This is a genomic window from Alkalihalobacterium chitinilyticum, assembly GCF_029028005.1.
GTDB lineage: Bacteria > Bacillota > Bacilli > Bacillales > Bacillaceae_F > Alkalihalobacterium > Alkalihalobacterium chitinilyticum.
Genome location: NZ_JAOTPO010000030.1, coordinates 1 through 22,346, shown reverse-complemented (window position 1 = coordinate 22,346; position 22,346 = coordinate 1). Strand labels below are relative to the sequence as shown.

Sequence of the window (22,346 nt, the reverse complement as noted above, 5' to 3'; positions counted from 1 at the left end):
AGAGGTATAAATATGATAAAACTGATTCCATTAGGAGTATGGGGTGGTTATCCAAAGGCTAATTCAGGAACCTCGTCATTTTTATTAAAGTTAGATGATTTTTCATGTTTAATCGATTGTGGCAGTGGGGTTCTTTCTTCGCTACAAAACTACCTACCGTTAGAACAGTTAGATGCGGTTATGATTAGTCACTATCATTTTGACCATATTGCGGATATCGGCTGCTTGCAGTATGCCATGTTAGTGCAATCACAACTAGGGAACCGAAAAAAGGAATTGCCGATATTTGGCCACGCTAAAGATGAAGAAGCTTTTTCTAAATTATCATTCATGAACTATACGAGGGGCATCCCAATTGAAGAAACGAAAACGTTAATATTAGGGCCATGGAAAGTAACATTCTGCCCGACAATCCATCCCGCTCACTGCTTAGCGATGAAGTTTGAACACGGTGATGTGTCCATTGTGTTTACTGCCGATACCGAGTGGTGTGAAGACCTGGTGTCATTTGCAAAAGGCGCAACGATATTAGTAAGCGAAGCCAACTTATACGACAGACACATCGGTAAAGTAAAAGGACATATGAGTGGTCGCCAAGCGGGAGAACTCGCTCAAAAAGCAGGCGTCGATCAATTAATCTTAACCCACCTGCCACACCATGGGAATTTAGAAGACATCTTATCTGAGGCAAAACAGGCGTTTTTAGGTAATGTTGAGATAGCTCAGGTTGGGAAAGCATATGAGGTTGTGGTAGATGAAAGGGAAGTTACTAATTGGGAGTTAAATTTAAAAGAAAGTGCATATTAGTTTGAGGAATGAGTACTTTTTTATCGTATGAGAAATATGAGTATTTCTCATAGAAATGTTACTATTATAAGTTGTTATTGAAATCCCAATTTACCGTTTTTTTAGACAAAATTATTACTCACTAAAAAAAGCCGCTTAACTACCATAAAAATAGTAAGCGACTTTCTTAGTGGGGTAGTATAACCAAAGCCTGAAATCATACTACACACATTAATTTAATTTCGAATTAAGTAATCGAACGCACCTAAAGCGGCATTAGCACCTGATCCCATTGAAATGATGATCTGGTTGTATGGATTATCTGTACAATCACCAGCTGCAAATAAACCTGGTAATGTTGTAGCTCCATGCTTATCAGTAACGATTTCACCAATGCGGTTACGTTCAACCATGCCTTCTAACCAATCGGTATTTGGTACAAGTCCAATTTGAACAAAAACACCTTGTAATTCAACATGTTTTTCTTCTTCTGTCTCACGGTCCATGTAAGTAATACCGTTGACCGTGTCTGTACCTGTAATTTCCTTCGTTTGAACGTTCGTTAAGACCGTTACATTCGGAAGGCTGTGTAGACGGTCTTGTAAGACAGCATCTGCTTTTAACTCTGGGTTAAACTCGAGGACAGTTACATGGTTAACAATACCTGCGAGATCAATCGCTGCCTCAATACCAGAGTTTCCGCCGCCAATAACTGCTACGTCTCTTCCTTCGAACAATGGACCGTCACAATGAGGGCAGTATGCTACACCCTTGTTTTTGAATTCTTGTTCACCAGGTACGCCAACATTACGCCAACGAGCACCTGTTGAAATAATGACAGTCTTACTCTTAAGAATAGCACCGTTTTCTAGTTCTAGTTCAAAGAGATCTTTTTTCTCTAATCCTTTAGCACGTTGTAAATTCATGATATCAATTCCGTATTCTTTCACGTGCTCTTCAAGACTTGCTACAAGTTTAGGGCCTTCGGTGTGTTTTACACTGATAAAGTTTTCAATACTCATTGTATCTAAAACTTGTCCACCGAAACGTTCAGCAACGATACCTGTGCGGATACCTTTACGAGCCGCATAAATGGCAGCACTCGCACCCGCTGGACCGCCCCCAACAACAAGTACATCATAAGGATCTTTATCTGAAAACTCAGATGCATCAGGACCACTGCCCATTTTCGCAAGAATTTCCTCGAGTGTCATACGACCGCCGCCGAAGAATTCACCGTTTAGGAAAATAGCCGGAACAGACATAACATTTTTACTTTCGACTTCATCTTTAAATGCTGCACCATCAATCATTGTGTGAGTAATGCCAGGATTTAGTACACTCATCATGTTAAGAGCTTGTACAACATCAGGGCAGTTATGGCAGCTCAGGCTGACATACGTTTCAAAGTGGTATTCTCCACTTATGTTTTTTACTTGCTCAATGACGCTTTGGTCCACCTTTGGTGGTCTTCCACTAACTTGTAGAAGTGCGAGCACTAATGAAGTGAATTCGTGCCCTAGAGGAACACCTGCAAAAGTGACGCCTGTTTCTTGGCCGACACGATTGACGCTGAAGCTTGGTGTTCTTTCTAAGTCTGTTTTACGGACACTGATTTTAGATGACATAGAAGTAAGTTCGTTGACTAATGCTTCCATCTCATTTGATACTTTATCGGAACCTAAACTAACTTTTAGCAGTATATCGCCTTCCATTAGTTGTAGGTATTGATTTAACTGTGACTTAATTTCAGCATCAAGTACCATTTAGGACACTCCTTAGATTTTTCCAACAAGGTCTAGGCTAGGCTTAAGCGTTTCTCCGCCTTCTTGCCATTTAGCCGGGCAAACTTCACCTGGATTGTTGCGAACATATTGTGCTGCTTTAATTTTATTAACAAGAATACTTGCATCACGGCCGATACCACCAGCATTGATTTCAACTGTTTGGATGACACCGTCTGGATCGATGATGAAAGTACCACGATCTGCAAGACCAGACTCTTCATCTAAAACTTCAAAGTTACGAGAGATCGTTTGAGAAGGGTCACCGATCATTGCGTAAGTAATTTTTCCGATTGTTTCTGAGCTGTCGTGCCAGCCTTTATGTGTAAAGTGTGTATCTGTTGAAACAGAGTATACTTCTGCACCAAGCTCTTTTAAAGTAGCATATTCGTTTTGAAGGTCTTCAAGCTCTGTAGGACATACGAATGTGAAGTCTGCAGGGTAGAAGCAGAATACGCTCCATTTACCTTTAATGCTTTCGTTAGTTACATCGATAAATTCTCCATCTTTGAATGCCTTTGCGCTAAATGGTTTAACTTCAGTTCCGATTAATGACATAATTAATCTTCCTCCTAAAATTTGATATATGATTTTTTTATGAATTATTAATAGGATAAAAAGTTATCTATAATAATTCTAATACAGTAAATATTATTATATAAGAAATGTTTGCTAGTCAAGTGAAAACACCTATTTATTTTATTATAGACACAAATTGTAAATTTTAAGGCGTTTTATGTTGAAAATAAACAAATATTAGGTATTATTAGTAAATTTTATCCCCATTAAAAATAGAGTTTTTGACAACCACATAATCAACATGGCGAATGGCGTCTAATTTGGTACCGCCCGCATAAGAAATAGAAGACTGAAGATCTTCTGCCATTTCTTTTAAGGTGTCTCCGAGAGAACCTTTATGTTCAACGTACATTTTCTTACCTTCTACATTTTTCTTTTCGCCTTTTTGGAACTCTGAAGCTGATCCAAAGTATTCCTTGCATAGCTTTCCTTCTATTTCCATTGTTTCTCCTGGAGATTCTTCATGACCGGCAAAGAGTGAGCCAATCATAACCATTGCAGCCCCAAATCGAATGGATTTAGCAATATCACCATGTGTGCGTATACCACCATCAGCGATTACAGGTTTAGAGGCGGCTTTTGCACACCAACGTAAGGCAGCTAATTGCCAACCGCCTGTCCCAAACCCCGTTTTAATCTTCGTAATACAAACTTTACCTGGACCGATGCCTACTTTGGTTGCATCCGCCCCAGCGTGTTCCAACTCTCTAACAGCTTCAGGTGTACCGACATTTCCAGCAATGACAAAGCTTTCAGGTATGAGCTTCTTGATATGCTGAATCATCTCAATGACAGCGTTAGAATGACCATGGGCAATATCAATCGTAATGTAATCAGGTACTAACTGTTGATCAGCTAGTTGTTGTACGAAACGATATTCATCCTCTTTGACGCCTACACTTATGGATGCGTATAAATCCTTTGATTTCATATCTTTGATAAAATCTATACGCTTTTCAGGTTGAAAACGGTGCATAATATAAAAATATCCATTTTCAGCTAAGTATATCGCAATCTTCCCGTCAATAATGGTCTGCATATTGGCAGGCACTACAGGTAATTTGAAAGTTCGGCTTCCAAAGGTTACGGATGTATCACACTCCGACCGGCTTTTTACCACACTTTTTGCCGGAATTAATTGTATATCTTCATAATCAAAAACATTATCCACCATGTCCACTCCTATATTTAGATCAACAGAATCACATATTTTATATGTGTGAATACCACCAAGTTAGGTTGACCTCTTGAAATGAGCGTTATACATGAAACAGGGCAAAGTTAAAAACAGATATAAAACAACACATCTATGTACAAACTTAATAATCAAAAAAAGAACCTGTCTGCAGTCAATGGCGTGCGCTAGAGGAAAAAACTAGGAGAAACAAGTAACCAGAGAAAAAACTATAATTAAACTGTAATCATAACTCGTGTTCAAAGGTGCTCGTAGTATGAGGCTTGTCTAAGATTGTTGTTATTTGTGTATAAGTATTTGTTGAAAATATTATCAGAAAATTCAATAATTAAATTATGTGCAAATTTTAATTTAGGAGGGTGTTATGCTAAACCACTACGAAAAGTTTAAGGTACATACGAACGGTGTTACGATTAATGGAGTAAAAGGGGGTTCAGGTCCACCGCTCTTATTACTGCATGGTTATCCTCAAACGCACGTGATGTGGCATAAAGTAATCGATCAATTAGCAGACCGATTTACTGTGGTGGCTACTGACCTACGTGGATATGGAGATAGTAGTAAACCTAAAGGAAATTCAGATCATAGTAATTATTCCAAGCGAGTAATGGCTGAGGATCAAGTAGAAGTGATGAGAGAGTTAGGTTTTGATGAATTTTATTTGGTCGGTCATGACCGCGGAGCGAGGGTAGGGTATCGTCTAGCTTTGGATCACCCTGAGCGAGTAAAAAAGTTTGTCGCACTCGATGTGGTCCCGACACTTCTCATGTACGAAAAAACGGATATGATCTTTGCACGATATTATTATCATTGGTTTTTCTTAATTCAAGTAGCTCCGTATCCGGAAGAATTAATCTCTCAAGATCCATCCTATTTTCTAGAGACGAATCTAATTAAGCTTGCACGATATCAATCAATTAGTGAGTCACCTTTTAGTATGGAAGCCTACGAAGAATATCTCCGTTGTTTCCAGATACCAAATGCAATCCACGCGATGTGTGAAGACTACCGGGCAGGGGCAAGTATAGACCTCGTTCATGAACGAGATGACCTTGCAGCAAATCGACAGATAGAATGTGAGACATTAGTGCTGTGGGGAGAGAACGGTGTTGTTGATAAATGCTTTGAGCCCTTAGAAGAGTGGAAGAAGTTTGCCAACAATGTAAAAGGAAAATCGCTGCCTTGTGGTCACTTTATTCCAGAAGAAGTACCTGAATTATTGTTGGAAGAACTTTTTGCTTTTTTATAGAGATCGTCTATAGGGTTTCGGGTAGTTTAATCCTAATTTATGCTTATAGGTTGAAAAGGTCTGAATTCCAGGCCTTTTTTATTTGATTTGTATTCATCAGGTTATGTCATGATATTCGCCCACAACAAAACGGACTCTAGGCATATGATACATTGTTTAAACCGATTGGGAGGGGAAGCAATGTATTACAATGGCATCGACTATACGAGAAATCATCACCAGCATCAAAACCACCAAACTGTGCAACAACAAATGATTACGCTTTATGACCCATATGTCGTTCAAGTGTTACAATCTGTAAAGGGAAAAGAACTTGTAGTAGAAACAAGTCGCGGCAGTATTCGTGGAAATTTAACCGATGTGAAGCCTGATCACATCGTGTTATCAACTAATGATTCTTCTTTTTTTGTTAGGATTCAAGAAATCATTTGGGTTATGCCCAATTAGATTAGAAATAAAGATTTTCACTTTACTAAGCAGAAAAATAGAAGGACTTTGTTTAAAAGTTACTGGAAAAGACGATCTAAATCTAGGTCGTTTTTTTATTTTGATCCTTTGGTTTTATGAAAAACAATAGTACGATTGTCTGCTTTCACCAATAGTTCCAAGATTAATAATCTTTCACCTGATTTTTCCAACAATAATTCAGGGAGTTTTTTTAATTAATTCAGGATTTCTCCTGATAACAATAATCTGGTTATAAAAGTATTATTACATTAAAGACAGAGTTTTTGGAAGTTTCTAACAGTTGGCCATACCAAACGATGCGGTTAATGATATACAGAACAATTCACTACAAAAGAAATCGAAAAATCAACTAGTAAAAATAAGGATCTTTGAGGGGGAGCTTTTTATGAATTTATCTACGGTCAATCAAACAGGAACAGTCGTTATTGAAACCGATACGATGCTAATGGGAGAAGTGAATGGCAATGTGATTGTGTTACCTGGAGCTAAGTTAGATCTAGAAGCAAAGGTCACAGGAGATGTTACATTGAAGAAGTTCTCAGTAGCATCCATAAGAGGTCAAATCAATGGCAATCTTTATAATGAAGGAGCTAGAATTGAACTTATCCGTGGTGTAAGAGGCGAAGTTATTAATCGATAATAGGTCTTTAAAGTGTAAAGCATATAAAAACAACCAACTTAGGTTGTATAAAACCTAGGCTGGTTGTATGTAGTACAATTAGATTTTAGTATTAGCAAGTACTTCATCTTTTTGCGCAATACCCTCGTGTATACGAATAACTTTGAGCTCAGTAGGTTCTGCAATAACAAAGAAGCCGTTTGAGAAATCAGTAGAATGTTCTTTAAAGAAAATCCCTTTTAAGTGATCATTAGTTAAACTATCAAATGATAGAATATAGTGCCCGTCTTCCTCTATTAAGTGAGCATGATTTCCTCTTTCGTATGAGTCGCCCTCATAATAAAAATCCCTGTTTACTTCTACAATATGAATATCTATTCCAGTGATCTTTTTTAATAAATTATTGATAATAGGTTCCTTTGTCCATAATTGGACTTTTGTTTGAATAGATTGACCAATTACAATTTGTGTAACATTCTTCTCAAGTGCAGTTTCCGCAATAGCAGAGGCGATATTTTTAGCGTCTGTATTTCTAGTAATTAATTTTACCTCATATTTTTTGGCTAAGCTTTCAAAAAGGTATTTTGTTTGTAGTTGACTAAAATTAAGTTTATCATACGCTTTCGTATCCACAGAAAGGACTAAACATTCCCCATCAAATGCTTTAGCTAATGCTTTTCCTCGTTGAATTAATTTTTCTGCATGAATTGGATGACTAATACAAACTAAAATAGTTTCTTTTAACATACTTATCTCCTCTTTTCGCTAGATCTGATCATCTAGCTTTTTATCACCTCAAAATTGAAAGTGAAGATGAGGTGTATTCTTTAAGTTCAAAACTTCTCTATCTATTTTCTTTCTGTACTAGGTAACAGAACAGGAGCCGAATATAAGGCTCCATTCTCTATTTACGTTCTTTAAAGCCTTTTCCTGTTGCCTAGTACAGTAGTCTAGTTCTCTATATTAGATTTACTCCCTTGGATACATCATAACATGGGGCAAGTCTACAAATTTATCAGGGAAAAGCCTGAAAATCTGAGTTTATTCCCCTTATTTTTTATTGTGTTAGAGCACGTTCTTTTCTAAAAGTTTCTGTCATTTACAGTAAGTAATGGATCGTTCATTATACATAATATTCATATCATCTATTTTGGTTCAGGTTTTTCTTACTAATATGGAATGTTGAAACTGTTATTCTCATATAGTATTTAATAGTCTCTTGTACAACCCATATTGAGCAATCAGTTCATAGACAGTTCATACTGATATTTTATAATGAGGACGTTTTAAGGAACTAATGAGTGAAATTAGAGTTTGGATCAGATTGGTCTTTTGTTTGAGTGACAATTAGAGAGTGATTAAGACGCAGCAATAAAGGAGGAAGCTAATGGAGAATATATGGAATATTTTCAAACAAGACCTTTTAAATATTAAGCGGGTCCCACTTGTCGGCATTCTTTTAATTGGATTAGCCATCTTACCGTCGCTTTACGCATGGTTTAACTTAGGGGCAGCTTGGGATCCTTATGCAAATACCCAAGGAATACAGGTAGCAGTTGTAAATGAGGACCAAGGAACTGAGATTGACGGTGAAGCTATAAATATAGGGGCAGAATTAGTTGATAATTTAAAGAATAACGATAATTTAGGCTGGGCTTTTGTTTCAAGGGAAGAGGCAGAAAAAGGGGTTGAATACGGGGACTATTATGCGAGTATTTTTATAGATCCTCATTTTTCAGAAGACCTAGCTCAAGTTCTTACAGGAGAGCCAATTCAAGCTCAAGTCTCTTATCAAGTTAATGAAAAAATTAATGCAATTGCTCCTAAGATGACTTCAGCTGGAGCGTCCACGATCGTAAAAGCAATCAATGATCAGTTTGTTGCTGAAACATCAAAAACATTATTTCAAGAGTTTGACAGGTTGGGTTTGAGGTTGGAAGAAGAACTCCCAACACTGCGAAGAGTTAAACAAGTGATCTATGATTTAGAGCAACGTTTCCCTGAAGTGAATGAATTTGCTCAGTGGATAATTGATATTGATGATAATTGGTATAAGGTTGAGGAACATGTCGATCAATTGTTAGCTCTAGAAGAGTTCATTCCCCAAATTAGACAGGGAGCGGAGCACATTGTTCGAATTGAAAATGAATTTCCTCAAATCTATAAATTAGGAGAAGGAATACTTCAGTTAGAAGCAGCAATCCCAGAAATTGAAAATGCAGTAAGTGAATTAGATAGTATAAACGATCATTATTCTAATATAGCGGAACACTTAGAAGAAGCATTAGAAGCTGTTCAGTTAGCACAAGAAACTATAAAAAATGCACAAGAGGTAGTTCCTAGCGTTGAACAAAGAGCTGAATCGATAGAAGAATATATGGTTGCACTCGATAACTATTTAGATGAAGCACAAAAATCTTCTATTTTTGTAATAGATGTACTTGCGCAACAGGTACTTTTCTTCAGTCAAACGACGGCTTCTATTGACCAAGTAATAGCTATGCTTGAAGACGAACAAGCAGAACAACAAGTACTAGAAAGATTAAATGTACTATATGATGAGTTAAATACTCATATTAGATTACTAGAAAACAGTATTACGATGTACACTCTTTTATACGAGTCTTCACAAGATGACGGGCTTCTTACTGTTATCGATCAATTGACTCGAACAAAAGAAGCAATGGAATCACTTCAAAACGATGTACAAATAGTTATTGAAAGAATGGAAGCAGGAGAAAGTATTGGAATTGATAAAATAACATCGACTAGAGAAAGTGTACAAGAAGTAGAACGTCTATCTAAAGAACTCCATCACTCATTAAAGGGGGACGGAGCTGATCGTATTGAACATGCAATAAGTAGCATTGAAACTAAATTGAACGATAATATTCATTCATTGGATGAAGTTTACGCTGATCTCAAGTCGGTCGAAGAGGTATTAATCCATGCTGAAATCATAGCGGTTGAAGGAGAAGAAAATATTGCTCAATGGATTGATCGGTTACCTGAAGTAGAACGAAGAATAAATGAATTAACGGAAAAAATTCAAAGAGATCTCCCACTCGTTATTGATGTTATAGAAAATTTAGGTCATTTTATCCGAAATGATTTACCCGCACTTGAAAAGAACGTAATTGGTATGTCGAGGTTAATTAGAGAAGACTTGCCGGGTGTAGAAGAAGATTATTTGAGGGTAGCTCATTCTATTGCAGAACACTTACCAGATATTCAGCGATCGGTAGGCGAACTTGCTGAATTTGGCCGCACTCAACTTCCGGAAGTTGAAGAGAACATTAGTGACGCCGCTGATCGACTCCGTATGATTGAAGAGGATGACAGGATCAATGAAATGATTTTGTTGCTTCGAAATGATTTAGATGAAGAAAGTGAATTTTTTGCTAGTCCTGTGGATTTAATTGAAGACGAGTTGTTCCCGATTCCAAACTATGGTTCAGCCAATGCTCCATTTTATACAACGTTAAGTCTTTGGGTTGGAGCACTGTTATTATCGAATTTGATAAGCACAAACTTACATGCTGCTGATCGGCGTGAAGAGTATACCTTACGTCAAATTTACTTTGGAAGGATGTTTCTATTTTTAATTGTTGGAGTATTACAAGGACTAATTGTCAGTATTGGAAATTTAACAATACTGGGAATTTACGCAGCACATCCTGGGTTATTAATCTTATTTTCGGTCATTATCGCGGTCGTTTTTATGACGATGGTATATACACTTGCATCCATTCTTGGAAATATCGGAAAAGCATTAGCGATCGTTCTGCTTGTGTTGCAGCTATCGAGTGGAGGAGGCACTTTTCCAATTGAAGTAGCTCCACCGTTTTTCCAAATGGTACATCCATTTATGCCTTTTTCTTACGCTATTAATCTATTACGTGAAGCAGTAGGTGGTGCAATTGCCATTCTAGTTTGGAAGAACTTATTAATACTAGGAGGGTTCTGGTTACTCGCACTTATGATCGGTTTCTTGTTAAAACCGAAGCTGGCCGCAAGAATTGAGAAAACCTATGAAAAATCAAAATCTAGTCGATTAGTTGAGTGATCGAGAAAGTAGAAAGAAATTAGGAGGACCAAATTAGAAGAACATTTGTAAAACATGAAACCTCCTAACAAAATAAGTCGTATACGTAATAGAAACTAAAAGGGGGTCGTACGATTGAAAATTGTGAGTGAAAAACAATTTGGAGAGGTAATCATCGAGGCAGATACGATGTTGCTAGGTGAGGTTGTGGGGAATGTAACGGTATTAGCAGGTGCCAAGCTAGATTTACTGGCTAGGGTAAAAGGTGATCTAAACTTAAAAAAGCACTCACAAGCTTCAATCCGAGGCCCAATTGAAGGAAATCTATATAATGAAGGTGCCAATGTTGAGTTGTTAGCAGTGATTATGGGAGAGGTTATTCGAAAATAAAGCAGTAGAACGATTCCATTTTTAAATCATAAAAAACGATGTGTCTACTATAGACACATCGTTTTTGTCCATAATATCTTATTCTTTTAAGGGGTGATTGTTAATACGCCACCTTGTAATTCCATTTCATTGTTACCTGTCTTAGCATAAGCGTTAATTTGATAACGACCTGGTGTAAGTGGTTGGCCATCGATCGTCATATTCCAGCTAAAGCTATGGATACCAGGTGCGATGTTTGTTGCTTTTGCAGGCTCAGCTAGTAATTCACCTGTATCCGCGTTACGAATTCTTAAGTTAAATTCTGCAGCGCCACCAGGAACATTTACAGTTCCAACTAGGTTACCACCAGACAAGGCAAGGCTTAGAGAGTTAAGCATTGGGTAATCAGGCTCTTGTACAAAGATGATTGTCGGAACTTTAATTGTTTGTGTTCCGTCACTGATTAGGAAAGTACCTTCGTGGTATCCAGGTTTAAGATTAGCTACATCAACTTGAACCCCAAAGTTTAAGTTTTGTGTACGTCCAGGTTGTACTTGTAAGTTATTACTTGTTTGTACTTTAATTCCTTCATGACCTGTAAATTCAACTGTAAATCTTTTTCTTTCATCAGAAAGATTATGAATGGTAAAGCTTTGACGCTTTACTTCTTTGTCTTCCTCATTTGTGAAGATACCAAAAGAATGACTTCCAGGTGTTGCTAATACTTCAGCATTAATTGCATCAAGTACACGGATACTTCCAGCTCCTTGGCTATTATGTGGATAAAGTTTTCCGTTTGCATCATATAAGTCTTCCGCAGTGTTCATTAAAGCGGCTTTAACAAATTCTACACTCCACTCTGGGTGTGCTTCTAAAATAAGTGCAGCTGCACCCGCAACGTGAGGAGCTGACATACTTGTTCCTTGTAAAGAAGCATAACCGTGTGGATTATTAGGGTTATGTGTAGGAACTGTACTTACAATTGCTACACCAGGAGCAGAAACGTCTGGCTTAATCATCCACGTATTCATAACTGGTCCACGAGATGAGAATGAAGCCATAGTTTCTCCTACTAATCTATCAAACTTGATATTAAAAGAAATTTTATTGTTACCAGCTTCAAGTTCTGCTAAAAGTTTTTGACCATCTGCTAAAGTAGTTTTAATAGTAGGAACAGCCATGCCCGGGACATCAGGTTGCTCTCCAGCTACGTTATTATAAATGATCGCACCGACTGCACCTGCATTTTTTGCGTTTGTTGCTTTATCAACAAATGCAAATTCCCCACGGCTAATTAAAGCGATTTTTCCTTCTAAGTCTTTTCCTACAAAATCAGTAGCTGCACCAAGACCAACATGTACAAATTCATATTCTTTATCGTTTAATCCAAGCAACGCTTCTTCAGTTGGGAAGCCCATTACTTTTGCTGAAGGGTAATCTACACCTTCAGAAGTAAAGATTTCTGCACTAAATAAGTTGTAAGGAAGTTGTGTTGCACCTACAGAAATCGCCTCACGAGAAGTCCCAGGTGAACCAACTGTCCAGTTGGTTGGACCACTATTACCGTTTGATGTTACAGCTACTACCCCTTCAGCCATTGCCCAGTCAAGTGCAATACTTGTAGCGAAGTCAGGATTGTTTAGTGTATTACCTAATGAAAGGTTCATTACGTCTGCACCATCTTGTACAGCACGCTCGATACCAGCAATAACATTTTCAGTTGTTCCACTTCCACCTGGACCTAATACACGATATGCAAGTAGTGTTGCGTCAGGAGCTACCCCTTTAATCTCACCATTTGCTGCAACTGTACCAGCAACATGTGTACCGTGGTTAGTTGAACGACCGCGTGGGTCTCCAGGAGGTGTTTCTTGTGGATCTTTATTTCCATCTACAAAATCATAACCTTTGTAATCGCCAAAAGCGTGAACAAGGTCTGGATGAGTATAGTCAACACCCGTATCTATGATAGCTACAGTCACACCTTTACCAGTGAAACCAGCATCCCAAGCCAGATCCGATTGAATATGTGGTGCACTATCCATCATTGCAGGGCTGAATGTTTCAGGATCTAACAGTTCACCTTCATCTACTGAAGTGACTTGATACGTTTGGTTGGCATAAATCGCTTTTACGCCTGGTACTGCAGCAAGATTAGCAATCTCGTTTTCTGCAATTTCAATTGAAAATCCAGAGAATACATAATCATATTCTTGGTTAACGTCCGCAGAACTCGTCACATTTTCAATAGCTGCAATGATTGATTGACGTTCTGCTTTTAAATTTTGTTTTGTTTGTTTTTTTCCTTTATGTTTTGCTTCAACGATTGACTCTTCTTCTAACTCTACGATTACTGTTGTTATTTCAGAAGAGCTTCCATCAAAGTCAAGTTGGATATTTGCAAAATTTGATGAAGATTGACTAGCATTAACTGATGAACCAAAAGTGCTAAAACTTGAAAGTGCCAATACGAAAATTAGTGAATAAACGACAAGCGTTTTAAGCTTACGACTCATATAATAAAACACCCCTTATTGAGTTTTTAGTGGATAGTAGCAATTTTTCTTATGTTCACCTCCGAATTTCACACGATTTCCCACAGTATTTTAAAAAATTCGTTACATTAAGTTAATAACCTTTTTAATTTTCCAAAACAATAGAATATTCCTAAATGACAGATAATTTGACATCCTGCTAAAAAAAGTTAGTGCAAAAGACTTGAGGTTTCCATGTCGAAATTGATGTTAAGATTTATAATTAAAGTTGTAAATTCGGATTTCGAAATATTTGAGGATAATATAGGACAAAAACTACTACATTTAAAAGATTTCGAAAATACACTTTTGAAGTTAATGGTAATAAAGGAGGGGTAGTATAGAACTGTAACTTATTGAGGGGTTGTAAGAAATTTTATAAGATTTTTTAAAATATGTCGAAAAGATGAAAAAATTGAAACTATAGAAGGAAGGATTAGTATAATATGAGCTAGGTGGAAATGATGATGTTATTACCACTTTTTTTTAATAGAAGGAAGTATTGTATTGTTTTCACTAAAAGGAGGAGCTAAATGAATAGATTAGAAAAAATAAACGAGCTGAAATCCTCAATTGGCAAAGTGTTGGTTGGGAAAGAAGAAATGACTGAATTAATGGTGATCGCTATATTAAGTAGAGGGCATGTACTCCTAGAAGATGTACCTGGTACAGGGAAAACGATGTTAGCAAAGTCGATGGCAAAATGTCTTGATGCCACCTTCCGACGAGTTCAATTTACACCAGACGTGTTACCAAGTGATGTGACAGGTATCCAATTTTTTAATCCAAAGGAACAAGCTTTTGAATTAAGGCCTGGTCCTGTCATGACAAATATTTTATTAGCTGATGAAATCAATCGAGCAACGCCGAGAACACAAGCGAGCTTACTTGAAGTAATGGAAGAAAGGCAAGTAACGATTGATGGAGAAACCCTTCCAATACCTTCACCATTTATTGTAATCGCTACTCAAAATCCGATTGACTCTCAACAAGGTACATTCGCCCTGCCAGAAGCCCAAATGGATCGCTTTTTACTTCTAATAAAAGTCGGCTATCCGGATTTGCTAGAAGAACAACAAATGCTGAAGATGTATCGTGAAAATGAGCCTATTGATTCACTAGAGGTCGTTTTAACGTTAGATGATATTAAGGAAATGCAGCAAAACATTAAAAAAGTGAAGATGACAGACGAAGTAGAAATGTATATTTTACATATCATTAAGGAAACGAGAAGTTCACCATATGTTGAAGTTGGTGTGAGTCCACGTGGAACAATTGCTTTAATGCGAGCATCACAAGCTAAAGCTTATGTATCTAGTCGTGATTATGTGACACCACAAGACGTCAAAGAAATGGCTCGGTATGTTCTTGCTCACCGACTGGTTCTTTCAATAGAAGGTTCGATGCGAAAAACGAAACAAGATGCACTAGAAGAGATATTAGCTAAAGTCGAAGTTCCTGTTGAAGCAGGATCTGATCGATCATGAGTTGGACCGAGCAATATATTGTTCCTAAGCTATATAATTACTTGTTATGGTCCTTACCTATCTTATTTGTCATTTTAATTTATTCAAAATCAGCCATTCTATTTGGTGTTTTTTTGCTGTTTATCATGCTCCTGCTGCTTAACCATTACTATTTAAAATATTTAAGTAATACAATATCTATACCTGGTGAAAAAGTTACTGTCCGCATGTTTCCAGAAGACGAAGGAACGCTTAAAATCCCGTTAGAAAACATTACGAAAATGCCAATTACTCAAGGGGAGTTAACCCTTTTCCTTTATGACCCGGATGATGCGGTAACAATGATTAATCAGCCAACGAATAAGCAAGGGGTCTATTCATCTCCAGTCGTTGTATTAGGTCAGCAAAAAGTGGTCCATCATACGAATGTAAAAGCATGTAAACGAGGAATTGTTCAGTTAAGAACAATCGAATACACAATTTCAGATATGATGCATCTAGGGAAAGTTCGACTAGGGTATCGAGGTCAATTTAGGGGAGAGCTTATCGTATATCCTTCCTTAATTCCTGTCCGTGGTCTACAGCAAATTCTGCAACATAACCAAGGGGAACACCCGAGAAATCAATCACTCCATGAAGATATGATGATGGCCATGGGGACTCGAGACTACACTTCAGGCGACCCATTTAACCGGATTAATTGGAAAGCTAGCGCCAGGACCCAATCACTACAAACAAAAGTATATGAAAGAACGACGATTTCGAAATGGTGTCTAATAGTAAATATTCAAAGTACAGAATTTAAGCGTCAATCCATTGAAAACCTAGAACAAGTGCTAAGCCATGTCGCATATACGTGTCAATTCGCCATTGAAAATCAAATCTCATTTGAGTTGTTTATTAATATGAGAGGGCCAAGCGGACCATTTATTCATTTACCAACCGGAACAGGAAAGGATCATCTCTTAAAAGCACTTGAATTATTAGCAAGAGTGAGTAAGAGTACGGTACTTACTGATTGTCAAGAGATGCTTCACTATGTTCACTCTAATACGAAAGAGCAATTGTTTTATCTTCACTTTGGCGCTGTAAATCAAGAAGTAAAGCATAATTACAAGCAGTGGGAACTAGCGGGAGCGACGGTTTATCGTGTTGCTTCTAATGAAGATTTTGGTCAAGTTTTATCTATTGGGGGTGAAGTAGATGAAGCTCAAGGAACGTAAAGTCATTCATTTTCTTCAATTTAGTATCGAAGTACTTTTGCTATATTTGATTATTCTTCCCCTCTACATCATTCACGGTGAATATCTGCCATTGACTTCTGCTGTCTTAATGATACTAGCTGTTGTCACTTATATACTTGTGTTATTTAAAACAAAAAATAAAAAGTTAGGGATGCTTTGTATTCCGCTTGTTTCCATAATAGCAATTCTTTTCGGTGTTCATTATCTATTGGCTTTCTTAATTGTAGCCTATATATTTTGGCGAGTTCTTTCAGTCGTAGAAGAAACGAATGAGCCATGGAATATCTTTTTAAGTACATTTGTAATTGGATTACTTTATTTCTTACACTTTTTTACTTTGGAAAATAGAGATGTTTTTATTTTAATCATTGTCATTCAATTTCTCTTAGTGGTTTCCATTAAGTTATTTCAATTCACCCTTGAAAGTAAAGAAGCCGATAGAAAAACTAGCGATGGCGTTAAGTGGCAGATTGGAGTTTTAGTTCTTTTAGGAGGGGTAGCTGCTTTAGGATGGTTGTTATTCCCTGTATTGAACATCGTTTTATCTTATATCATTCGAGCTATTGTCTATTTGTTTTATTTAATTGCCTATCCATTTTTTTATTTATTAAGCTTTTATGATCCAAAGATGATTGAGCGAGAAGGAGAAGCTGGAAGTAGTGAACTCGTCGACCCTCTAGAGGAAATAAGAGAGTTTCCCATTTTTGATTTAGCTTCAATTATTGGAAATATTTTTTTAGCAATTGTTGGGATTGGTCTTGTCGTTTGGATCATTTCTATCATTGTAAAGAAAAAATTAAGGCCTATATTGCAAGACGGTTCGAGCACTTTAGTAATTGATACTATAAACACACAGGGCAATAACCAACCTAAACCATTTTGGCGACGAAAAAAGCCGAAAAACGAGATTAGGCGTATGTTGTTTGATTTAGATAGGAATCTTGCTAAAAAAGGTATGGGAAGAAAGCCAGGGCAAACAATCGAGGAGTGGTTTCGTCCTATAGACGCAGATCAAGATATTAAAAAGATCATAACTTCAACCTACCAAAAAGTAAGGTACGGACATAACGAGATATCTAAGGAACAGGTAAAAGAATATCGCCTCGCAATTAAAAAGCTTCAACAACAGGTCATAAAAGAAAAAGCATAGAAAAACCGTCTGATTAAAAGACGGTTTTTCCTAATGGATGTATATTATCTCTAATCTTCTATAGTGGAAGGTACAAGGAATGTATAAGGTCGTAACATCGTTTAAAAAGAGGAAGAATGATGATCTGAAGAGAGACTTAGAGTGAGATATTACCCTAAAGAGGAAGAATTATGTTCTAAAGAGAGACTTAGAGTGAAATATTCCCATAAAAAGGTAGAAAGGTGTTCTAAAACCAAACTTAGGATGAAATATTACCATAAAAGGTATCTGAGGTTCTAAACCCCATTAGATGTCGCTATATTTCCATATTGGGGTGTCTTAATGTTTCTGTATTATAGCAATGTCTGGTCACCCTAGCAGCCGTTTTTATACATCGATTTTTCGAAAGGTACATTTTGAAATTTATCGGTTAGTTTTTTCAGAATTGTTTCTTTTTTGTTTTATATGTTATATAATAAGTTCGTAATGTTATATAACAGTTTTAATGAAGCTGTTTTGACTAAATGTACAATGTGATCTTATGAAGGAGGCAATAAATATGAAAGACTATTTACAAGTAGGAAATCTTCAAGTGGCTTCTGTACTCTATGACTTTATTAATTCTGAAGCGCTGCCTGGAAGCGGGCTTACTAGTGAGCAATTTTGGTCAAATTTAGAAACATTAATTACTGAATTTGCACCAGAAAATAAGGAATTATTACAACGCCGTGAGGAATTGCAATCAGCAATCAGTACTTGGCATAAAGAAAATAAAGACTTTTCTTTTGATGCATATAAATCATTTTTACAAGAGATCGGATACCTTGAATCTGAAGTAGAGGATTTCGAGATTACAACGGATAACGTTGACGATGAAATCACGCTTCAAGCGGGCCCGCAATTAGTTGTGCCAGTTAATAATGCAAGATATGCATTAAATGCAGCAAATGCACGTTGGGGCAGTTTATATGATGCACTTTATGGGACGGATTCTATTTCTGAAGAAAATGGAGCTGAGAAAGGAAAAGGCTATAACCCGGTTCGTGGTGAAAAAGTTATTTCGTTTGCTAAAAACTTTCTTGATCAATCAGCGCCATTAGTAGGTGCATCTCATAAAGATGTTGAAAATTACTCAATTAAAAATAATAAATTAGTTGTTTTACATAGTGGTGGAAAAACATCTGAACTTCAAGATGAAACAAAGTTAGTAGGTTATCAAGGACATCCTGAAGATCCATCAACTATTTTGTTAGTGAATAATGGTATGCATTTCGAAATTCAAATTGATCGTGATCACCCAATTGGCAAATCTGATCAAGCTGGTGTAAAAGATGTCCTAATGGAATCTGCACTTACAACGATTATGGATTGTGAAGACTCCGTAGCTGCAGTAGATGCAGAAGACAAAGTTGAGGTATACCGTAACTGGTTAGGTCTAATGAAAGGTGATTTATCAGTAACATTTGCAAAAGGAAATCAAACGGTTACTCGAGAACTGAATTCAGATCGTTCGTATACAGCTCTTTCTGGGAATACATTAACTTTACGTGGTCGTTCGCTTATGTTCGTTCGTAACGTTGGTCATCTAATGACAAACAACGCAGTACTTGATGCGAATGGTCAAGAAGTACCAGAAGGTATTTTAGATGGGTTAGTTACTAGTTTAATAGCAAAGCATGACTTATTGAAAAATGGTAAACTATCGAATTCAACAAACGGTTCCATTTATATCGTTAAACCAAAGATGCACGGTTCTAAAGAGGTTGCATTCTCTAACAAACTATTTAACCGTATCGAAGACTTACTTGGTCTTGAGCGCCATACGTTAAAAATTGGGGTTATGGATGAAGAACGTCGTACATCTCTAAACTTAAAAAATTGTATTAATGAAGTAAAAGAACGCGTTGTGTTCATTAATACAGGTTTCCTTGATCGTACGGGAGATGAAATGCATACATCAATGGAAGCAGGTCCAATGATTCGTAAAAACGATATGAAGTCTTCTACATGGTTACAATCGTATGAAAAGTCAAACGTAAATGTTGGTCTTGCGTGTGGCCTGCAAGGACGTGCGCAAATTGGTAAAGGGATGTGGGCAATGCCAGACTTAATGGCAGAAATGTTGAAGCAAAAAAGCGGTCAACTTAAAGCCGGTGCTAATACAGCATGGGTACCGTCACCAACTGCAGCAACTTTACATGCTCTTCATTACCACGAAGTTGAAGTGACTTCTATTCAGAATGAGTTAAAAAATAGCATTACAAACTTACAGGACCAAATCTTACAAATTCCTATAGAGTCAAATCCGCAATGGAGTGCTGAAGATGTTCAAAAAGAACTTGATAATAATGCACAAGGTATTTTAGGTTATGTTGTCCGTTGGGTAGAGCAAGGTGTTGGTTGTTCGAAAGTTCCTGACATTAATAATGTTGGATTAATGGAAGACCGTGCAACATTACGTATTTCCAGTCAGCATGTAGCGAACTGGCTTCACCACGGCATTTGTACAGAAGAACAAGTATTAGAAACAATGAAGCGTATGGCTGCAGTAGTGGATGAGCAAAACGCAGGAGATGCAGAGTATCGTCCAATGGCACCTGATTTTGATAACTCGGTTGCATTCCAAGCAGCGTGCGAGCTTGTCTTTAAAGGAATTGAGCAACCAAGTGGTTATACAGAACCAATCTTGCACCGTCGTCGTATCGAAGCGAAAGCAAAATTTGCTGCTCAAACAAACTAAATCATAATCAATTAGTGTGGCCGTTGTTCATATGCGGTCACACTTTTTTGCATGTTAAGGTACAATTAATTGATATTAAAGTGCATTCGACGTTAGTACACAAGATAAGGCATGCAGTAAAAGTACAAATACATAGCTGTCTTCGCTTAAAGGCTCGCCAATCGACTAGTTTTCTCTATATAATATATAGTAAGGACTAATCGAACTAAGTGTATCAAGTTGAGAGTTCATAAGGAGTGTTTTGTTTGGTAGAACGATTATATTACAGTGATGCGTATATTCAATCATTTACAACACAGCTTATAAAGCAAGAGAAAGATGAAAAAGGAAACGTATATGCCGTTTTAACTGAAACTGCATTTTATCCTACAGGCGGGGGACAGCCACATGATGTAGGAACGTTAAATGATGTACCTGTTATAAATGTTGAAGAAATCGATGGAGAAGTTCGTCATTACATAGAAAAGCCTTTAGATGGTGTCGATGAAGTCTTCGGTATCATTAATTGGCAGCGTCGTTTTGATCATATGCAGCAACATTTGGGCCAGCATATTTTATCTGCTTGTTTTGAAGAGTTGTTTCATATTCCAACTGTAAGCTTTCATTTAGGAACAGAGTTTGTCACGATTGATTTAGATATTGATCAACTTACTGAAGAACAAATTATTGAGGTGGAGTGTCTAGCTAATCAAGTCATTCTTGAAAATCGTTCGGTTGAAACAAAATGGGTAACCGAATCGGAGTTAAGGCAATATCCATTAAGGAAAGTACCAACCGTTCAAAGTGATATCCGCCTTGTTATTATACCTGAATTGGATTACAACGGGTGTGGTGGAACCCATCCCAAAACAACAGGAGACGTACGAGCAATCCAAATTTTAAATTGGGAACGTCAAAAAAAGAAGATTAGAGTTCAGTTTGTGTGTGGAGAACGCGTATTGACTCAATTTCGAGCCAAGCACAAAATAGTTAGTCAGTTAACTCAATTGCTGAGTGCACCTGAACAAGATATGGTATCCGCTGTCAATCGTTTACTAGACCATGAAAAAGACCTCCAAAAATCGTTAGAAGAGTCTCGTGAAAGGCTATTAAATTATGAGGTGACGGAACTCCTTGATAACACCAACCTTCAAAATGGGGTGCCCATTTTAAGCAGGGTTTTTCAAGGGCGCACGATTCAAGAGTTGCAAAAGTTAGTTCGACTGCTGACATCTAAAAGAAATGATATTAATGTATTCCTAGTTGCAGAAAATGAAGACAAGCTTCAATTCGTATTTGGCCGAGGAGCCGCGAGTGAAGTAAGTATGAATAGCATAATTAGACAAACATTACCATTAGTCAATGGTAAAGGCGGTGGAAACGACGCATTAGCTCAGGGTGGCGGTGAAGCCGTAATCACTGGTCAACAATTACTAAATCAGGTGGTCGAACTGTTATAATCCAGTGTTAAGTAAAAACTTGAACAACTCGTGTCCTTATTGTACGATCAAAGTATTAAATGAGCGAATGAATAGGGGATCAATATGGACTATCGAAAGTACGTTTTGCAAGAATCGATCGGATATAGAATTGCTAACACAGGTCGACTCGTTATTAATCGATTAAATAAAAATTTTAAAGATAACGATTATCCTGTTACACATGACCAGTGGTCGATTATGATCCGCTTATGGGAAGAAGACGGGCTGACACAACAACAATTGGCGTCATTAACGGATAAAGATCAACCGAGTGTTTCAAGGTTGATAAATAACCTGGTAAAGCGAGGATTAGTTAAACGAGTGCAGCACCCTGTTGATGGAAGAACCAACCTAATTTTTCTGACTTCTGAAGGAAAAAAGATGCAAATTGGCCTCATTGAGCAAGCCCAAAAAACAATACAACAAATTTCAGATGGAATACCTAAAGATGATTTAACCGTCTTTTTACGGGTACTAGATAAAATTAATAAAAATTTACAATAACTGAAAAACGAAGGTGAAAACACATGAGGTTCTCAAAAAATCTCATGTGTTTTTTGTTCGCCCAGCATGGGCGAACTCTAACGGGTGAAAGTCCCGAGTACGACCTTGTAGCGGTAAGTACATAGCCAAAAGCAAGGGTGTCCATGGTGACGTGGAATCTGAAGGAAGCTCGAGG

17 protein-coding genes are annotated in these 22,346 nt (G+C 37.3%); 12 read left to right on the top strand and 5 right to left on the bottom strand.

Features of this window, described 5'->3' with window-relative positions; translation table 11 throughout:
• Positions 1–12: 12 nt before the first annotated feature.
• Positions 13–807, top strand: coding sequence for an MBL fold metallo-hydrolase (locus N7Z68_RS23455; RefSeq protein WP_308447247.1), 795 nt, complete (start codon positions 13–15; stop codon positions 805–807).
• A gap of 215 nt (positions 808–1,022) precedes the next feature.
• Here the strand turns inward: N7Z68_RS23455 and ahpF are convergent, their stop codons facing one another.
• The 3 genes from ahpF to guaC form a co-directional block, all read right to left on the bottom strand.
• Positions 1,023–2,552 (bottom strand): alkyl hydroperoxide reductase subunit F, encoded by a 1,530-nt coding sequence (gene ahpF / locus N7Z68_RS23450; protein ID WP_275120857.1) that lies wholly within the window; start codon positions 2,550–2,552, stop codon positions 1,023–1,025.
• A 12-nt stretch (positions 2,553–2,564) separates the two neighbouring features.
• The gene (ahpC, locus tag N7Z68_RS23445) at positions 2,565–3,128 is read right to left on the bottom strand and encodes an alkyl hydroperoxide reductase subunit C (RefSeq protein WP_275120856.1); all 564 of its coding nucleotides are present in this window, start codon (positions 3,126–3,128) and stop codon (positions 2,565–2,567) included.
• Positions 3,129–3,336: 208 nt separating this feature from the next.
• A complete protein-coding gene (gene guaC, locus N7Z68_RS23440) occupies positions 3,337–4,320 on the bottom strand; it encodes a GMP reductase (RefSeq protein ID WP_308447246.1) in 984 nt (327 codons plus the stop codon).
• Between the two features lie 388 nt (positions 4,321–4,708).
• On the opposite strand from guaC, the gene N7Z68_RS23435 reads away from it, so the two are divergent.
• From N7Z68_RS23435 to N7Z68_RS23425, 3 genes are all read left to right on the top strand, one after another.
• On the top strand, positions 4,709–5,593 hold the full coding sequence (locus N7Z68_RS23435; protein WP_275120854.1) for an alpha/beta fold hydrolase: 885 nt from the start codon (positions 4,709–4,711) through the stop codon (positions 5,591–5,593).
• Between the two features lie 252 nt (positions 5,594–5,845).
• Complete coding sequence (locus N7Z68_RS23430; RefSeq protein WP_373323221.1) at positions 5,846–6,040, top strand: YuzF family protein; 195 nt, start codon at positions 5,846–5,848, stop codon at positions 6,038–6,040.
• 406 nt (positions 6,041–6,446) lie between these two features.
• Complete coding sequence (locus N7Z68_RS23425) at positions 6,447–6,701, top strand: hypothetical protein (RefSeq protein WP_275120852.1); 255 nt, start codon at positions 6,447–6,449, stop codon at positions 6,699–6,701.
• A 78-nt stretch (positions 6,702–6,779) separates the two neighbouring features.
• Here N7Z68_RS23425 and N7Z68_RS23420 read toward each other — a convergent pair whose 3' ends face one another.
• Positions 6,780–7,427, bottom strand: a complete 648-nt coding sequence (locus tag N7Z68_RS23420) for an adenine nucleotide alpha hydrolase family protein (protein WP_275120851.1) — start codon at positions 7,425–7,427, stop codon at positions 6,780–6,782.
• A gap of 640 nt (positions 7,428–8,067) precedes the next feature.
• On the opposite strand from N7Z68_RS23420, the gene N7Z68_RS23415 reads away from it, so the two are divergent.
• Both N7Z68_RS23415 and N7Z68_RS23410 read left to right on the top strand, forming a co-directional pair.
• Positions 8,068–10,746, top strand: coding sequence for a YhgE/Pip domain-containing protein (locus N7Z68_RS23415; RefSeq protein WP_275120850.1), 2,679 nt, complete (start codon positions 8,068–8,070; stop codon positions 10,744–10,746).
• A 114-nt stretch (positions 10,747–10,860) separates the two neighbouring features.
• Positions 10,861–11,115: a hypothetical protein gene (locus tag N7Z68_RS23410; protein ID WP_275120849.1), complete on the top strand. Its 255-nt coding sequence runs from the start codon at positions 10,861–10,863 to the stop codon at positions 11,113–11,115.
• 86 nt (positions 11,116–11,201) lie between these two features.
• Here the strand turns inward: N7Z68_RS23410 and N7Z68_RS23405 are convergent, their stop codons facing one another.
• A complete protein-coding gene (locus N7Z68_RS23405; protein ID WP_275120848.1) occupies positions 11,202–13,610 on the bottom strand; it encodes a S8 family serine peptidase in 2,409 nt (802 codons plus the stop codon).
• A 551-nt stretch (positions 13,611–14,161) separates the two neighbouring features.
• Here N7Z68_RS23405 and N7Z68_RS23400 point away from each other — a divergent pair.
• The 6 genes from N7Z68_RS23400 (at position 14,162) to N7Z68_RS23375 (ending at position 22,171) form a co-directional block, all read left to right on the top strand.
• Positions 14,162–15,115: an AAA family ATPase gene (locus tag N7Z68_RS23400; RefSeq protein WP_275120847.1), complete on the top strand. Its 954-nt coding sequence runs from the start codon at positions 14,162–14,164 to the stop codon at positions 15,113–15,115.
• Positions 15,112–16,317 (top strand): DUF58 domain-containing protein, encoded by a 1,206-nt coding sequence (locus N7Z68_RS23395; RefSeq protein WP_275120846.1) that lies wholly within the window; start codon positions 15,112–15,114, stop codon positions 16,315–16,317. Before N7Z68_RS23400 ends, N7Z68_RS23395 begins: the two co-directional genes overlap by 4 nt.
• Positions 16,298–17,488: a DUF4129 domain-containing protein gene (locus N7Z68_RS23390; RefSeq protein WP_275120845.1), complete on the top strand. Its 1,191-nt coding sequence runs from the start codon at positions 16,298–16,300 to the stop codon at positions 17,486–17,488. The genes N7Z68_RS23395 and N7Z68_RS23390 overlap by 20 nt, the downstream gene beginning before the upstream one ends.
• A 538-nt stretch (positions 17,489–18,026) precedes the next feature.
• On the top strand, positions 18,027–20,207 hold the full coding sequence (locus N7Z68_RS23385) for a malate synthase G (RefSeq protein ID WP_275120844.1): 2,181 nt from the start codon (positions 18,027–18,029) through the stop codon (positions 20,205–20,207).
• Between the two features lie 245 nt (positions 20,208–20,452).
• Positions 20,453–21,646, top strand: a complete 1,194-nt coding sequence (locus N7Z68_RS23380; RefSeq protein WP_275120843.1) for an alanyl-tRNA editing protein — start codon at positions 20,453–20,455, stop codon at positions 21,644–21,646.
• Positions 21,647–21,730: 84 nt separating this feature from the next.
• Positions 21,731–22,171 (top strand): MarR family winged helix-turn-helix transcriptional regulator, encoded by a 441-nt coding sequence (locus tag N7Z68_RS23375; RefSeq protein WP_275120842.1) that lies wholly within the window; start codon positions 21,731–21,733, stop codon positions 22,169–22,171.
• The last annotated feature ends 175 nt before the right edge of the window (positions 22,172–22,346 follow it).

Coding starts and splice junctions, on each gene's coding strand:
- N7Z68_RS23425 (WP_275120852.1), top strand. CDS start 6,447: ATGAATTTATCTACGGTCAATCAAACAGGAACAGTCGTTATTGAAACC.
- N7Z68_RS23435 (WP_275120854.1), top strand. CDS start 4,709: ATGCTAAACCACTACGAAAAGTTTAAGGTACATACGAACGGTGTTACG.
- N7Z68_RS23415 (WP_275120850.1), top strand. CDS start 8,068: ATGGAGAATATATGGAATATTTTCAAACAAGACCTTTTAAATATTAAG.
- N7Z68_RS23400 (WP_275120847.1), top strand. CDS start 14,162: ATGAATAGATTAGAAAAAATAAACGAGCTGAAATCCTCAATTGGCAAA.
- ahpC (WP_275120856.1), bottom strand. CDS start 3,128: ATGTCATTAATCGGAACTGAAGTTAAACCATTTAGCGCAAAGGCATTC.
- N7Z68_RS23405 (WP_275120848.1), bottom strand. CDS start 13,610: ATGAGTCGTAAGCTTAAAACGCTTGTCGTTTATTCACTAATTTTCGTA.
- N7Z68_RS23390 (WP_275120845.1), top strand. CDS start 16,298: ATGAAGCTCAAGGAACGTAAAGTCATTCATTTTCTTCAATTTAGTATC.
- N7Z68_RS23420 (WP_275120851.1), bottom strand. CDS start 7,427: ATGTTAAAAGAAACTATTTTAGTTTGTATTAGTCATCCAATTCATGCA.
- N7Z68_RS23430 (WP_373323221.1), top strand. CDS start 5,846: ATGATTACGCTTTATGACCCATATGTCGTTCAAGTGTTACAATCTGTA.
- ahpF (WP_275120857.1), bottom strand. CDS start 2,552: ATGGTACTTGATGCTGAAATTAAGTCACAGTTAAATCAATACCTACAA.
- N7Z68_RS23395 (WP_275120846.1), top strand. CDS start 15,112: ATGAGTTGGACCGAGCAATATATTGTTCCTAAGCTATATAATTACTTG.
- N7Z68_RS23455 (WP_308447247.1), top strand. CDS start 13: ATGATAAAACTGATTCCATTAGGAGTATGGGGTGGTTATCCAAAGGCT.
- N7Z68_RS23385 (WP_275120844.1), top strand. CDS start 18,027: ATGAAAGACTATTTACAAGTAGGAAATCTTCAAGTGGCTTCTGTACTC.
- N7Z68_RS23375 (WP_275120842.1), top strand. CDS start 21,731: ATGGACTATCGAAAGTACGTTTTGCAAGAATCGATCGGATATAGAATT.